Origin of the sequence: Pseudomonas sp. HMWF006 (genome assembly GCF_003061205.1) — a bacterium.
GTDB classification, from domain to species: Bacteria; Pseudomonadota; Gammaproteobacteria; order Pseudomonadales; family Pseudomonadaceae; genus Aquipseudomonas; species Aquipseudomonas monsensis.
In genome coordinates this window covers 1-15,024 of sequence record NZ_QAIU01000061.1, presented here as the reverse complement: position 1 = coordinate 15,024, position 15,024 = coordinate 1, and the positions used below count along the sequence as shown (strand labels likewise).

Below are 15,024 nucleotides of genomic sequence, written 5' to 3'. Positions count from 1 at the left end.
CAACGCCTCTTCCCGAGTGCATTGTGTATTACGCGGATCGCTCAGCACGATCAGTTGGCCGGGTTTGGCGTATTGAGTGAGTTGCGGATTGAGGCTACGAAATTTCTCCAGCACGGCCGGGTCCGGCTGCGGGAACAGTGTGGACTCCAGTGCAGACCGCGACATTCCCTGTTCAACAATATGAAAGCCCGGCTCAGCGCCCGAAGGCGCCGGCCGGGCTGAGGACTTTGGGGATTGCGACAACGTGTCGGGCACCGGGCAGATGCCATTCTTGCAGCGCTCGCACTCTTCGCAGAACGGCGCATCGCTTTTCAGGCTCATGATCTGTGCCGGCGTGAGGATGGCGGCGGGCGTTGCTGTCAGCTTCTCCGGCAATCCCGGTACAACCGGCGCGGCACTCATCGCCGCCATCGGTGCGCCGCCCACGACAATCGGCACGCTGCTGAAAATGCCGCCGGGGCCGATGTTGATCCATTGCCCGCCGGCCTGAATCGTCGCACTCGCACCACCGTCGATCACCACTTGCTGACCGGCGCTGACGTGGAACTGCTGGCTGGCACTGGTCGCCTGATTGGCCACCTTGATATGTCGGCTGCCGGTGACGCTCAAATGATCGTCCTGCTTCACTTCGGTCTGGCGCTGGCCGTGGGTGATGCGCTGCTCATCCGCCTTCAACTCATGGCGGGCGGTGCCGGTGACGACAATGCTGCGCTGGTTATCGACCTGCACCTGTTGATCATTCAACACATGCTGCGTCCAATTGCGCTGGGCGCGCAGGTAGATTTCCTCGGCGCCTTTTTTATCTTCAATACGCAGTTCGTTGTAGCCACCGCCACCGGGGGTGCTCTGGCTGCGGAAAACACTGCGGGTCTTGTCCGCCGGCAGATCCAGCGGCACCGGCGTCGCGGCGTTTGGCAGGCAGCCCACAACCAAGGGCTTGTCGGCATCGGCATCAATGAAGCCGACCAGCACTTCCATGCCCACGCGCGGAATCAGCACGCTGCCGTAACGATCATGGGCCCAACCGGTGGCGACGCGCAGCCAGCAACTGGAATGCTCGTTCAATTCACCGTCGCGATCCCAGGCCAGTTGCACCTTGACCCGACCGTACTCGTCGCAGTGGATTTCCGTGTCTTTCGGCCCCGTGACAACGGCGGGTTGATAACCGAGCATCCGGGGCTTTTCCGGGCCAAGCGCCGGGCGGAAGAACACATCCCACGGCGTAGCGAGAAAGGTATTACGGTAGCCCTGGAAGGATTCGCCATCGCTGGTTACCGACTCCTCCAGCACTTGCGGCTGTCGCCCACGGTGCTCGATCGCAGTCAGCAGCCAAAGGTCATTCCAGCTCTGACGTGGGTGCTCGCTGAGGTGCAGGAAATGTCCGCAAACCAGTGCGGATTCATCGCTGATGCCGTCGGCCTGACGGTAGTCGGCGACATGCCTTTCAAGCGCTCGCTGGGCCAGGTGTTTGCCGGTTTCACGATTATCGAATTGCCCGGGAAAGTGGTAGTCCTCGAGCACGGGGCGTTGCTCGCCGTCGATGCGACTCTCCAGCTGCAGGCGCGGCTTTTCGAAGTTGTAGTCACGCCGGGTGACCACGCTGGTACGGGTTTCCACACGCACATTGAAGCGCTTGATCGCCGGCGCCCCGGCAGACATGCCGCTACCGGGCAGATAAAGCGTTGACTCGGCCAATCGCGGGAACACGGTTTGATCGTCGCCGAACACCAACAGATGTCCGTCGAGGCTGTGCTGAAAGTGGTAATGAATGCCGACCTCGGCACACAGCCGCTGAATGAACGCCAGATCGCTTTCGGCGTACTGCACGCAATATTCACGCACCGGGTAATCGCTGCCGAGTCGAAACTCGAAAGCATCGCGCAGGATCGCGTGATCCTTGAGGATTTGCGTCACGATCTGCGGCACGCTCTGGTGCTGGAAAATCCGCTGATTGATGCGATGCCCGAGGTACGTCAGACGCGGCACAAGGCTCAAGTGATAGCGCGTCAGACGTTTCCCGGAGTCGCCCTGCCCGACCTGATAAATCTGACCGTGGACACCGGCACCCTGAGCATCAAAACTCAGAAATGCCTGACAGTGCAGCAGGCTTTCGAGGTCCAGATCCGGCCGCTCGCTGACCAGTTCCAGTTCGAAGCGATAGGGTTGGCTGATGGCTTCCTTGCCCGTGAACTCAAGGACTTTGAGGTCATGTTGGGCGCCTTCGAGGGTCAACGTGAAACGCGGTTGATTGGCAGGCGCGAACATCCGATGTCTCTCTGCAGAATGAAGGGCGGGCGATTCTGCATGAGGGGCAAGGGGTGATGAATGGGTGACGGGAAAATCAGATTTGCCCTACTTTCATTGATGAAAAGCCCTGCAAAAAGCGGCGCCTTTAACTACAGACAAACCCCCGAAACCCACCATAAAACCCTGTGGGAGCTGGCTTGCCAGCGATAGCGATGTGTCAGTTACTGAATGTTCTGAATGTGCCGCCCTCATCGCTGGCAAGCCAGCTCCCACAGGTTTCTTCAGCGTTGGCAAAAAATCACAGGCAATAAAAAACGGCCCGTCTCCTGTAGGAAACGGGCCGTTTTTGAGTGAGCCGAAGCTCAGCGCATCACTTGTTCAGGTGGAAATCTTTTTCCGCCGCTTCAAAGCGCTGCACCATGCCAGTGGTCGGCGAACCGAGCTTGCTGACGATGTAGATAGCCAGGCTGGCGAAGATGAAGCCCGGGATGATTTCGTACAGACCCAGCAGTTCGAAATGCTTCCAGACCACCACGGTGATCGCGCCGACCAGGATACCGGCCAATGCGCCGTCGCGGGTCATGCCTTTCCAGACCACCGAGATCAGTACAACCGGACCGAACGCAGCACCGAAACCGGCCCAGGCGTAGGACACCAGGCCCAGCACGCGGTTTTCCGGGTTGGCGGCCAGGGCGATCGCGATCAGTGCAACCAACAGCACCATGGCGCGGCCGACCCAGACCAGTTCAACCTGGGAGGCGGATTTACGCAGGAAGGTTTTGTAGAAGTCTTCGGTCAGGGCGCTGGAGCACACCAGCAACTGGCAGCTCAGCGTGCTCATCACCGCGGCGAGAATTGCCGACAGCAGGACACCGGCCACCCATGGATTGAAGAGAATTTTCGCCAGCTCGATGAACACGCGCTCATGGTTCTCGGTCACTGGACCGGCCACTTCCGGGTGTGCCGAGAAGTACGCGATACCAAAGAAGCCCACCGCCACGGTGCCGCCCAGGCACAGGATCATCCAGGTCATGGAGATGCGACGCGCCTTGGCGATCGATTTCACCGAATCCGCCGCCATGAAACGCGCGAGGATGTGCGGCTGACCGAAGTAGCCCAGACCCCAGCCCATCAGCGAGATGATGCCGATGAAAGTGGTGCCTTTGAGCATGTCGAAGTTGCTTGGATCCTGAGCTTCAATGGCCAGGAACGTAGTGTCGACGCCGCCGGTAGCCAGCAGGACGATGATCGGCGTCAGCAGCAGGGCGAAAATCATCAGCGTGGCTTGTACGGTGTCAGTCCAGCTCACCGCGAGGAAACCGCCGATAAAGGTGTAAGCAATCGTCGCCGCAGCACCGGCCCACAGCGCCGTCTCGTAGGACATGCCGAAGGTGCTTTCGAACAGACGGGCGCCAGCCACGATGCCGGAAGCGCAGTAGATGGTGAAGAACACCAGAATCACGATCGCCGAGATGATCCGCAGCAGGCCGCTTTTGTCTTCAAAACGGCTGGCGAAGTAGTCTGGCAGAGTCAGGGCATCGCCGTTGTGCTCGGTCTGCACGCGCAGACGGCCGGCAACGAACAGCCAGTTCAGGTAGGCACCGATGACCAGACCGATGGCGATCCAGCTTTCGGAAAGACCGGACATGTAAATGGCGCCCGGCAGGCCCATCAACAACCAGCCGCTCATGTCGGATGCACCGGCAGACAGAGCCGTCACGACGCTGCCCAGGCTACGACCGCCAAGAATGTAGTCAGAAAGGTTGTTGGTGGAGCGATAGGCCATCAGGCCGATCAGCACCATTGCTGCGATGTAGATCACGAACGTGATCAGGGTTGGATTGCTTACGCTCATTGAGTTACGCCCTGGCTTTGTTTTTATGTAGCGGCGGTGGTGAACCGCTCGCAAACGACGACGTTTGGCAGACGATCCGGGATCCCGCGCATTTAGGACTGATGTTTCCCCAGGAAAGCCATCAGCCGGTACACCGGGTTATTCCCGGTTGCACCTAGGGCGCGAATGCTATGCAACAAATCAAATAAGGTGCAACCAGTTTCGAGCGAATAAGTTGCACCTAGTCGGATTTATCGACAATCACCGCGTTTTTGCTCCCTTTTGTGGCATTCATCACCGTTGGCTAGAAGCAAAAGCACCAAGCAGGAGCAGCACTTTCGTACCAGAAAATAATTCCTGACGAGCTGCCTATTATTCCGACAAAAAAAGGGTTGCACCCGGTTGCACCTCTCTCAGCGCGCGGCTAATCTTGCGGCCAGCTGATGCCACGCAACTGTGGCAACCATGAGGATAAAAATATGGCTACCACCACCCTTGGGGTCAAACTCGATGACCCGACCCGCGAACGCCTGAAGGCGGCCGCGACCTCGATTGATCGCACGCCGCACTGGCTGATCAAGCAGGCAATTTTCAATTACCTGGAAAAACTCGAGGGTGGTGCAACCCTGACCGAGCTGAACGGTTTGACCGCCAAGGACGCCGACGACGCCGGTGAAGTCCACACCGATCATGCCCACCAGTGCTTCCTCGAATTCGCCGAAAGCATCCTGCCGCAATCGGTACTCCGTGCTTCGATCACCGCTGCTTACCGTCGCCCTGAGCCGGAAGTGGTGCCGATGCTGATCGAGCAGGCGCGCCTGCCGGCACCGATGGCCGAAGCCACCAACAAACTTGCCGCGACCATCGCGGAAAAACTGCGTAACCAGAAAAGTGCCGGCGGTCGTGCAGGCATTGTTCAGGGCCTGCTGCAGGAATTTTCCCTGTCGTCCCAGGAAGGCGTCGCCCTGATGTGCCTGGCTGAAGCGCTGCTGCGTATTCCGGACAAAGGCACTCGCGACGCACTGATCCGCGACAAGATCAGCACCGGCAACTGGCATCCGCATTTGGGCAACAGCCCATCGCTGTTCGTCAACGCGGCAACCTGGGGTCTGCTGCTGACCGGCAAGCTTGTGTCCACCCACAACGAAGCCGGCCTGACCTCGTCGCTGAGCCGCATCATCGGCAAGAGCGGCGAGCCGATGATCCGCAAGGGCGTCGACATGGCCATGCGCCTGATGGGCGAGCAGTTCGTCACCGGCGAAACCATCGCCGAAGCGCTGGCCAACGCGAGCAAGTTCGAAGCCAAGGGTTTCCGTTACTCCTACGACATGCTCGGCGAAGCGGCCCTGACCGAACACGACGCACAGAAGTACCTGGCGTCGTACGAACAAGCCATTCACTCGATCGGCAAAGCCTCCCACGGTCGTGGGATTTATGAAGGTCCGGGCATTTCCATCAAGCTCTCGGCCCTGCACCCGCGTTACAGCCGTGCGCAGTACGAGCGCGTAATGGACGAGCTGTACCCGCGCCTGCTGTCGCTGACCCTGCTGGCCAAGCAATACGACATCGGCCTGAACATCGACGCCGAAGAAGCCGACCGTCTTGAACTGTCGCTGGATCTGCTCGAGCGCCTGTGCTTCGAGCCGCAACTGACCGGCTGGAACGGCATCGGTTTCGTCATCCAGGCGTACCAGAAACGTTGCCCGTACGTGATCGACTACGTGATCGACCTGGCCCGCCGCAGCCGTCATCGCCTGATGATCCGCCTGGTGAAAGGCGCGTACTGGGACAGCGAAATCAAACGCGCCCAGGTCGAAGGCCTGGAAGGCTACCCGGTCTACACCCGCAAGGTGTACACCGACGTTTCCTACATCGCTTGCGCACGCAAACTGCTGTCGGTGCCGGAAGTCATCTACCCGCAGTTCGCCACGCACAACGCCCACACCCTGTCGGCCATTTACCATATTGCCGGTCAGAACTATTACCCGGGCCAGTACGAATTCCAGTGCCTGCACGGCATGGGCGAACCGCTTTACGAGCAGGTTGTAGGCAAAGTTTCCGAAGGCAAGTTGAACCGTCCGTGCCGCGTGTACGCACCGGTCGGCACCCACGAAACCCTGCTGGCGTACCTCGTGCGTCGCCTGCTGGAAAACGGCGCGAACACCTCGTTCGTCAACCGCATTGCCGACCAGTCGATTTCGATTCAGGAACTGGTGGCCGATCCGGTGGCGCAGATCGAGCAGATGGCGACCGTGGAAGGTGGTTTCGGCCTGCCGCACCCGCGCATTCCGCTGCCGCGTGACCTGTACGGCGCCGAGCGCGCCAACTCCGCCGGCATCGACATGGCCAACGAACACCGTCTGGCCTCGCTGTCCTGCGCCCTGCTCGCCACCGCGCACAACAACTGGAAAGCCGCGCCGATGCTCGGTTGCGCTTCCAGCAACGAAGCACCGGCACCGGTGCTGAACCCGGCGGATCACCGCGATGTGGTCGGACACGTGCAGGAAGCCACCGTCGAAGACGTCGACAACGCCATTCAATGTGCCCTGAATGCTGCGCCGATCTGGCAGGCCACGCCGCCGGCCGAACGGGCGGCGATTCTGGAACGTGCCGCTGACTTGATGGAAGGCGAAATCCAGCCACTGATGGGCCTGCTGGCCCGTGAAGCCGGCAAGACTTTCGCCAACGCCATCGCCGAAGTCCGTGAAGCGGTCGACTTCCTGCGTTATTACGCAGTGCAGGCACGCAACGATTTCAGCAACGACGCCCACCGCCCGTTGGGTCCGGTGGTGTGCATCAGCCCGTGGAACTTCCCGCTGGCGATCTTCAGCGGTCAGGTCGCTGCCGCACTGGCTGCCGGTAACCCGGTACTGGCCAAACCGGCCGAACAAACCCCGCTGGTGGCTGCTCAGGCTGTACGCCTGATGCTCGAAGCCGGGATTCCGGAAGGCGTGCTGCAACTGCTGCCGGGTCGCGGTGAAACCGTCGGTGCCGGTCTGGTCGGTGACGAGCGCGTCAAAGGCGTGATGTTCACCGGTTCCACCGAAGTCGCGCGTCTGCTGCAACGCAACATTGCCGGTCGCCTCGACAACCAGGGCCGTCCGATTCCGCTGATCGCCGAAACCGGTGGCCAGAACGCCATGATCGTCGATTCTTCGGCACTGACCGAACAGGTTGTGATCGACGTGGTGTCTTCGGCCTTCGACAGTGCTGGCCAGCGTTGCTCGGCCCTGCGTGTACTGTGCCTGCAGGAAGATTCCGCGGACCGTGTCATCGAAATGCTCAAAGGCGCGATGGCTGAAAGCCGTCTCGGCAACCCGGAGCGTCTGTCCGTGGACATCGGCCCGGTGATCGACGCCGAAGCCAAGGCTGGCATCGACAAGCACATCCAGGGCATGCGCGATAAAGGTCGCAACGTGTACCAGGTGGCAATTGCCGACAGCGAAGAAGTCAAACGCGGCACCTTCGTCATGCCAACCCTGATCGAGCTGGAAAGCTTCGACGAACTGCAACGCGAGATCTTCGGTCCGGTGCTGCACGTGGTGCGCTACAAGCGTAAAGAGATCGATCAACTGATCGGCCAGATCAACGCTTCCGGTTATGGCCTGACGCTGGGCGTGCACACGCGCATCGACGAGACCATCGCCAAGGTGATCGACAACGTCAACGCCGGTAACGTCTACGTCAACCGCAACATCGTCGGTGCCGTGGTCGGCGTGCAGCCGTTCGGCGGCGAAGGCCTGTCGGGTACTGGCCCGAAAGCCGGTGGCCCGCTGTACCTGTACCGCCTGCTGTCGACGCGTCCTGCCGACGCGATCGAACAATCCTTCGCTCGCGGTGATGCGGTCGTCGCCCCGGACGTGCGTCTGCGCGATGCCATGAGCAAGCCGCTGAACGCCCTGAAAGCCTGGGCCGAAAGCAACCAGTACGCCGACCTGAGCACCCTGTGCGTGCAGTACGCCGCCCAGTCGCAAAGCGGTATCACTCGCGTGCTGGCCGGCCCGACCGGCGAGAAGAACAGCTACGCGATCCTGCCGCGTGAGCACGTGCTCTGTCTGGCAGAAGTCGAAGGTGATCTGCTGACCCAACTGGCGGCGGTACTGGCGGTAGGTGGTTCGGCGGTATGGCCCGAGTCCGACATCAGCAAGACCTTGTTCGCACGCCTGCCGAAGGACGTTCAGGCGCGGATCAAGCTGATTGCCGACTGGAACAAGGACGAGGTGGTGTTTGATGCAGTTCTGCATCATGGCCATTCCGACCAGTTGCGCGGTGTCTGCCAGCAGATCGCCAAGCGGGCCGGTGCGATTGTGGGTGTTCAGGGCTTGTCCCAGGGCGAGACCAACATTGCCCTGGAGCGTCTGGTGATCGAGCGTGCGTTGAGTGTTAACACCGCTGCGGCGGGTGGTAATGCGAGCTTGATGACTATCGGTTAACACCCGATAAACCGGGCACCTGCATGGGTGTCCGGCATAGCAACAGTCCCTGTGGGAGCGAGCTTGCTCGCGAAAGCGGTTTGCCAGTCAACATGAACGTTGAATGTGCCGGCCTCTTCGCGAGCAAGCTCGCTCCCACAGTGTTTTGTGGTGTTTGTTAAGTCGGCGCGCGGCTCCAACATCACGCTTATCAATCATCCTGTTCAGTCTTTATCAGCACGCCTAGACTCGGCCCAAACCCAAATTTCAGGTAGGCCGCCATGTCCGAGACGCTGCTCAGTTCCCGCAATCTGGCTTTCGAGCTGTATGAAGTCCTTGATGCCGAGGGCCTGACCCGGCGTGAGCGGTTTGCCGATCACAACCGCGAGACCTTCGACGCCGCCATCGGCACCGCGCGCAGCATCGCCGAGAAATTTTTCGCACCGCACAACCGCAAGGGCGACGAAAACGAGCCGCGCTACGAGAACGGCCAGGCGATTCTGATTCCGGAGGTCAAACCGGCGGTGGATGCCTTCCTCGAAGCCGGTTTCCTCAACGCCGCACGCAGCTTCGACGCCGGCGGCATGCAGTTACCTACGCTGCTTTCCCAAGCCTGCTTCGCGCATTTCCAGTCGGCCAACGCCGCGTCGACGTCGTATCCGTTCCTGACCATGGGCGCGGCCAATCTGATCGAAAGCTTCGGCACCGACGAGCAGAAACAGCGCTTTCTGCAACCGATGATCGACGGCCGCTTCTTCGGCACTATGGCGCTGACCGAACCCCACGCAGGCTCATCGCTGTCGGATATTCGTACCCGCGCCGAGCCGGCGTCCGACGGCACTTATCGCCTCAAGGGCAACAAGATCTTCATTTCCGGCGGCGATCACCCGCTGTCGGAGAACATCGTGCACATGGTGCTGGCGAAATTGCCGGACGCACCTGCGGGCGTTAAAGGCATTTCGCTGTTCATCGTGCCGAAGTTTCTGGTCAACGATGACGGCAGCCTCGGTCAGCGTAATGACGTGCTGCTGGCCGGGCTGTTTCACAAGATGGGTTGGCGCGGCACCACTTCGACCGCGCTGAACTTCGGCGATAACGGTGAGTGTGTCGGTTATCTGGTGGGCAAAGCGCATCACGGTTTGAGCTACATGTTCCAGATGATGAACGAAGCGCGGATTGGCGTCGGCATGGGCGCAGTGATGCTCGGTTACGCCGGTTACCTGTACTCGCTGGAGTACGCCCGCGAGCGCCCGCAAGGCCGGGTGCCGGACAGCAAGGACCCGACCACCGCGCCAGTGGCGATCATTCAGCATGCGGATGTCAGACGCATGCTGCTGACACAGAAATCCTACGTCGAAGGCGCCTTTGACCTCGGTCTGTACGCGGCGCGGCTGTTCGATGACACCACCACACTGGAAAGCGAAGCCGAGCGCAAACAGGCCCATGAGCTGCTGGACCTGCTGACGCCGATCGTCAAATCCTGGCCGTCGGAGTTCTGCCTCAAGGCCAACGAACTGGCGATCCAGATCCTTGGCGGCCACGGCTACACCCGTGAATACCCGGTGGAGCAGTATTACCGCGACAACCGCCTGAACCCGATCCACGAAGGCACCCACGGCATTCAGTCGCTGGACTTGCTCGGGCGCAAACTGGCGCAGAACGGTGGCGCGGGGCTCAAACAATTGATCCGGTTGATCGCCGACACTTCCGAGCGCGCCACCGCGTACGAATCGTTAACCGCATTGCGTGAGCCGCTGGAGAAACTGGTCGCGCGCCTGCAAGGGGTGACCATCGGTTTGCTGACTGATCTGGCGCAAGGCAAGGTCAACTGCAGCCTGGCCAATTCGGCGCTGTACCTGAAGGTGTTCGGGCAAACGGTGATCGGCTGGCGCTGGCTGGAACAGGCGATTCGCGCCGAGGAAGGCCTGGCCAAGGGCAATGCAACGGATGCCGACTTCTATAAGGGCAAGTTGCAGGCGGCGCGGTATTTCCTGACGTGGGAAGTGCCGGGTTGCCACCATGAACTGACGTTGCTGGAGGCGCGGGATGAGACGTGTCTGGCGATGCAGGATGCGTGGTTCTGAAAGCCAACCCTCACCCCTGCCCTCTCCCGGAGGGAGAGGGGGCCAACCGAGGTGTCTGGCGCTATACATCGACCTGAAAAATCCAGTCGATTATGGATTCATCACAGCATTTTCAGGTCGGCGTCTTTCTCAAGCATCCCGCATTCAGTCCCCTCTCCCGGAGGGAGATAGGGCCGACCGAGGTGTCTGGCGCTATACGTCGACCTGAAAAATCCAGTCGATTATGGATTCGGTGTAGCCCTTTCAGGTCGGCGTATTTCTCAAGTATCCCGCATTCAGTCCCCTCTCCCTCCGGGAGAGGGCTAGGGTGAGGGGCTTTTCAGGCTCAGCACTCAGCTCAGCTTGAACCCACCCATCTGCCGCGCCAGATCATCCGCCAGTTTCTGCAGCATCTGACAATCCTCGCGACAGGCCCGAACCTCCCCCGCCGTGGCCCGCGCCAGATCAGAAATCCCCTGTACATTGCGGTTGATCTCCTCCGTCACCGCCGACTGCTCTTCCGTCGCCGTCGCCACTTGATGGTTCATGTCGCTGATGCGCTCGACCTGCCCGGTAATCGCCGTCAACGACGCGCCGGTACGCTGGCTCGACTCAACCCCGGTGCCGGTTGCAGCTTGCCCGGTGCGCATCGACGACACGGCATTTTCCGCGCCTTGCTTGAGGCTGCCGATCATCTGCTGGATTTCATCAGTAGACGCCTGCGTGCGTCGCGCCAAGGTGCGCACTTCATCAGCGACAACCGCAAAGCCACGGCCCATATCTCCGGCCCGCGCCGCTTCAATAGCGGCATTGAGTGCCAACAGATTGGTCTGCTCGGACACCCCGCGAATCACCGCCAGCACCGAGTCGATAGACGCCACTTGCTGCGCCAGCTCCCCCACCGCACCGGCGGCCACGCCTATCTCATCGGACATGCTTTCGATATGGCGGATCGAGCCGCCGACTACTTCCCGCGCCTGCAGGGCTTCATCCCGTGCGGTTTGCGAGGCCAGCGCGGCGTTGCCGGCGTTCTGCGCGATCTCCTGCACGGTCAGGCCCATTTCATGAACGGCGGTGGCGACCATGTCGGTCATCTCCTGCTGACGACCAGAGCGCTCGGCGGTGTTATCCACAACCTTGGCCACTTGGCCGACAGCCGTGCGCAAACGCTCACTGGTGGCCAACACTTCGCCAATCATTGCGCGCTGGCTGTCGAGAAATCGGTTGAAGCCCCGAGCCAGATCGCCCAGCTCGTCGGCGCGACTGGAATCTAACCGGTGGGTCAAATCTCCACCACCGCTACCGATTGCTACCAGCGCGGCTGTTACTTGGCGAATCGGTCGCACCAAACCTTGCGCCAACCACACCACCAAAGCGAGGCACACCAGTGCCACCGCCAGACCGATGCCGCCGCTCATCCACATGGCTTTGCGCGCCTCGGCATAGATCTGCGATTGCGGCACTTCGGCCACCAGGGTCCAGCCCAGATCACGCAGAGGCAGACTGAAGGCGAGGAAGTCTTCGCCGTCTCTTTGGAAGCCGCTGCTCACGGCAGCTTTTTGCCCCATGACGGCTTGTGCCGCCGAAGCACCGATCTGCTCCGAGAGGGTGCGCTTGCCACTGAACTGCGCTTCAGGATGCACCTGGATTAAACCGTCGGAACGCACCAGATAGACCTTGCCGCGCTCGCCAAAACTGAAGTTGTGGATCAACTCCGACAACTCTTTCATGCTCAAACCAAGCCCGGCCACGCCGACCACTTTGCCGGCCTGCTCGACCTTCAAGTCGATGAACAGCGCCAACTCCCCGGTGGCGCCATCGTTGTCGATATTCAGGGTGCGCGGCTGATGGCTGTCGAGGAAGGAATAGAACCAGGCATCGGCCGGTTTGGCGCGACTGAGGGTGCGGTCCAGGCCTTTTTCGGTGATGTAGTGATTGGATTCGGTGCCGATGATCAGCGCGGTGAAGGCCTTGTGTTCGGCGCGGATGCCTTCCAGATACTGCGCGAAGGCCGCCGTTTTGCCGCTGTCTTCACCCGAGGCCAGCCAGTCGCGGACCATCGTGTTGCTGGCGATGTCTTTGGCGGCGGTCAGCGGCTGGACGAGGATGCGCTCAATATCGTTGCGCGTCGCTTCGATGCTCGACGGCAGCGCTTGTTCGACCAGATAGCTCTGGGCGAGGCGGTTGACCACCAGGGTATAAATGCCAACCACGATCAGGATACTGACCAGCAGGGCGGTGCCCATGCTGAGAATCAGCTGCCATTGAATACTGCGTCGCCACAACTGCATGGAGCACCCCCAAAGAATAAGAGGCAAAAACACTGCAACTGTCGCGCCAAATGTATACAAAAATCAGAATTATTGTTTCGCAATCTAAGCTCGGAGCTGAAAAAACCACGAAAACAACCCCACGTCTACTGTCAAGGTTGTCAGGTGCAGGTGGCCTCTTGAAGCCCTACTCTTCGTTGGCAAAACCCAAAACCGAGGAGTCAAAAATGAGCAGAGAACGCAAAATTGAAAGCACTGCGTCCCTGAGTCGGGATGAAATGTTAAAAGCCGTTCGGGTTGGTCAAAAGATTCTAGACCCACTCAAAGGTACAGAAACCACAGTGCTGACCAAATCATTCGAAGAGTCGGCAGGCGGCTGGTTTATCGAGATAACAGTCGACGCAGACCCGACCAAGCCGTGGCGCAGTGCAACAGAAGTCAACCGTGAGGAATTGACTCTATGGGCTGAAAAGGGGGATTTACTCACAGATCCCGAATTCCCCGATGATCCTTGGACGGTGAAGAGAAAGGAAGTTGTGAAACTGGAAAACGGCTATGTATTCAGGCTTGGCTGAACCATCTGATTATTCATGCCTCACCAGGGCGCTCCTCGGAATGGAGCGCCCTGTAGCGACGCCTCAACCCTGATTGATGGTCTTGGCGATGGTTTCGACCGTGGCGCTGACTTGCTCTTGGTAACGGTCGAGTTCTTCCTGGTGCTGCTTCTTCATTTCGATCTGCTGCGAGCACAGATTCATCGCCGCCAGCACCAGCAAGCGGTCACCGATCAGCGTCGGGTATTTGCGCTTGGTGTCGTCCAGCGCAGCCTTGAGCATCATGGCTGCGTCCAGCAGGGTCTGTTCTTCCCCGGCCGGTGCCTTGATCGAGTAGTCCTCCCCGAGAATGGAGATGACCTTTACCCCTGCTGTGCCGTAATTCATGCGCTGACAGGACCTGCGTTGACGCGATCAACCAGGGCCTGGATGCGCGCTACGGTGGCGCCGTGTTTCTCTTCCTGCTCCATCAGGTTCAGTTGCAGGCTTTCGTTTTCATCCTTGGCCTGAGCCAGTTCCGCAGACAGGGTCTGGTTGGTTTCCAGCAGAGTCTGGTTCTGTTGCACCAGGTCGCTGACGAGCTGTTCCAATTGGCTGAGGGATGCTTCCAACATTTTGATCTTCCAGGCGTTTTTCAAAGGGCGCGTACGATAAAGAAAAGTCATCACGGATGCCAGGGTTAAACCGGCGCAAGGCCTTGATTTTCCTGGCGGCCGACCGTTCTCGCGAGTTTAAAAGACTGTGATCTGCCGATCTGGTTCCTGCACTTCGTCGCTCAACCCCCTATGCGACAAATACGCGCAGCGCCTCAAGACTTTAGTCGTATGACCGATAAGTCATCCATACAGCCGTCTCAGCCCGCATGGATGCGGCCCTCCTCTGGTATCCGCCCCATGTCCCTTCGCAATATGAATATCGCCCCTCGGGCGTTCACCGGCTTCGCCCTGATCGGCGGCCTGATGCTGATTCTGGGTGTGTTCGCCTTGAACCAGATGAGCAAAATACGCGCAGCGGGCCAAGAAATTGCCACTGCCAGCGTGCCGTCCATCAAGGCCCTCGACGAGTTCACTCAACTGACCCTGCGCCTGCGGGTGCTGTCCTACCGGTTGCTGATCAACCGCGAACCGGACGTGCAGCAAAAAACCATCGAGCTGTTCGAGCTGCGCAACAAGCAGATCGCCGACGCCCAGCGCGCCTACGAACCGTTGATCAATGGCCCGCAAGAGCGTGCGGCCTACGATCAGTACGTGCAGCTTCTGGCCCAGTACCGCCAACTCGAAGACCGGATGAAAAGCCTGTCGCGCAACAATCAGGTCGATGAACTGCGGCAGATGCTCAACGCGGATTTGCTGAGTAACTCGGAAGCGGTGAACACCGCACTGGCGCGCCTGCTGGAGATCAACACCCAGCAAATCGCCGAAACTGATCAAGGCGCAGCCGATCAGTACGCGATATCGTTCAACCTGGTCGTGACCCTGTTGCTGATCGCCACCGGCCTGACCTTCCTGTTCGCCTGGTTGCTGACCGTCAGCATCACCAAGCCGATTGCCAAGGCACTCGACGCAGCGGAAACCATCGCCGAAGGCAATCTGACTCAGCCGATCCACGTTGACGGCAACGACGAAGCCGGCCGCTTGCTGGCCG

The 15,024-nt window shown here is 59.9% G+C and carries 8 protein-coding genes and 2 pseudogenes; 4 read left to right on the top strand and 6 right to left on the bottom strand.

Features of this window, described 5'->3' with window-relative positions:
* Positions 1 to 258 precede the first annotated feature (258 nt).
* A pseudogene (locus DBR24_RS02365) lies at positions 259 to 2,265 on the bottom strand (type VI secretion system tip protein VgrG); the annotation flags it as partial.
* 352 nt (positions 2,266 to 2,617) lie between these two features.
* Positions 2,618 to 4,102 carry a sodium/proline symporter PutP gene (gene putP / locus DBR24_RS02360; protein ID WP_128613785.1) on the bottom strand — a complete coding sequence of 495 codons (1,485 nt, stop codon included), beginning with the start codon at positions 4,100 to 4,102 and terminating at the stop codon, positions 2,618 to 2,620.
* Between the two features lie 458 nt (positions 4,103 to 4,560).
* Here putP and putA point away from each other — a divergent pair, with 458 nt between their 5' ends.
* Entirely contained in the window at positions 4,561 to 8,514 is a 3,954-nt protein-coding gene (gene putA / locus DBR24_RS02355; protein ID WP_128613784.1) for a trifunctional transcriptional regulator/proline dehydrogenase/L-glutamate gamma-semialdehyde dehydrogenase, read from the top strand.
* A gap of 260 nt (positions 8,515 to 8,774) precedes the next feature.
* Positions 8,775 to 10,577: an acyl-CoA dehydrogenase gene (locus DBR24_RS02350; RefSeq protein WP_128613783.1), complete on the top strand. Its 1,803-nt coding sequence runs from the start codon at positions 8,775 to 8,777 to the stop codon at positions 10,575 to 10,577.
* Positions 10,578 to 10,909: 332 nt separating this feature from the next.
* Here DBR24_RS02350 and DBR24_RS34730 read toward each other — a convergent pair whose 3' ends face one another.
* A complete protein-coding gene (locus DBR24_RS34730) occupies positions 10,910 to 11,641 on the bottom strand; it encodes a methyl-accepting chemotaxis protein (protein ID WP_371921220.1) in 732 nt (243 codons plus the stop codon).
* A 135-nt stretch (positions 11,642 to 11,776) separates the two neighbouring features.
* A pseudogene (locus DBR24_RS34725) lies at positions 11,777 to 12,802 on the bottom strand (cache domain-containing protein); the annotation flags it as partial.
* Between the two features lie 251 nt (positions 12,803 to 13,053).
* Here DBR24_RS34725 and DBR24_RS02340 point away from each other — a divergent pair.
* Positions 13,054 to 13,401, top strand: a complete 348-nt coding sequence (locus tag DBR24_RS02340) for a hypothetical protein (RefSeq protein ID WP_128613781.1) — start codon at positions 13,054 to 13,056, stop codon at positions 13,399 to 13,401.
* Between the two features lie 63 nt (positions 13,402 to 13,464).
* On the opposite strand, the gene DBR24_RS02335 is transcribed toward DBR24_RS02340, so the two are convergent.
* Positions 13,465 to 13,767, bottom strand: a complete 303-nt coding sequence (locus tag DBR24_RS02335) for a cell division protein ZapA (RefSeq protein WP_123470784.1) — start codon at positions 13,765 to 13,767, stop codon at positions 13,465 to 13,467.
* Positions 13,764 to 13,994, bottom strand: coding sequence for a hypothetical protein (locus DBR24_RS02330; protein ID WP_128613780.1), 231 nt, complete (start codon positions 13,992 to 13,994; stop codon positions 13,764 to 13,766). Before DBR24_RS02330 ends, DBR24_RS02335 begins: the two co-directional genes overlap by 4 nt.
* A 279-nt stretch (positions 13,995 to 14,273) precedes the next feature.
* Between DBR24_RS02330 and DBR24_RS02325 the strand changes: the two genes are divergently transcribed.
* Positions 14,274 to 15,024, top strand: a 751-nt coding sequence (locus DBR24_RS02325) for an MCP four helix bundle domain-containing protein (protein WP_177490404.1), incomplete at its 3' end; no start/stop codon positions are given.

Coding starts and splice junctions, on each gene's coding strand:
- DBR24_RS02330 (WP_128613780.1), bottom strand. CDS start 13,994: ATGTTGGAAGCATCCCTCAGCCAATTGGAACAGCTCGTCAGCGACCTG.
- DBR24_RS02335 (WP_123470784.1), bottom strand. CDS start 13,767: ATGAATTACGGCACAGCAGGGGTAAAGGTCATCTCCATTCTCGGGGAG.
- DBR24_RS34730 (WP_371921220.1), bottom strand. CDS start 11,641: ATGGTCGCCACCGCCGTTCATGAAATGGGCCTGACCGTGCAGGAGATC.
- DBR24_RS02340 (WP_128613781.1), top strand. CDS start 13,054: ATGAGCAGAGAACGCAAAATTGAAAGCACTGCGTCCCTGAGTCGGGAT.
- putP (WP_128613785.1), bottom strand. CDS start 4,102: ATGAGCGTAAGCAATCCAACCCTGATCACGTTCGTGATCTACATCGCA.
- DBR24_RS02350 (WP_128613783.1), top strand. CDS start 8,775: ATGTCCGAGACGCTGCTCAGTTCCCGCAATCTGGCTTTCGAGCTGTAT.
- putA (WP_128613784.1), top strand. CDS start 4,561: ATGGCTACCACCACCCTTGGGGTCAAACTCGATGACCCGACCCGCGAA.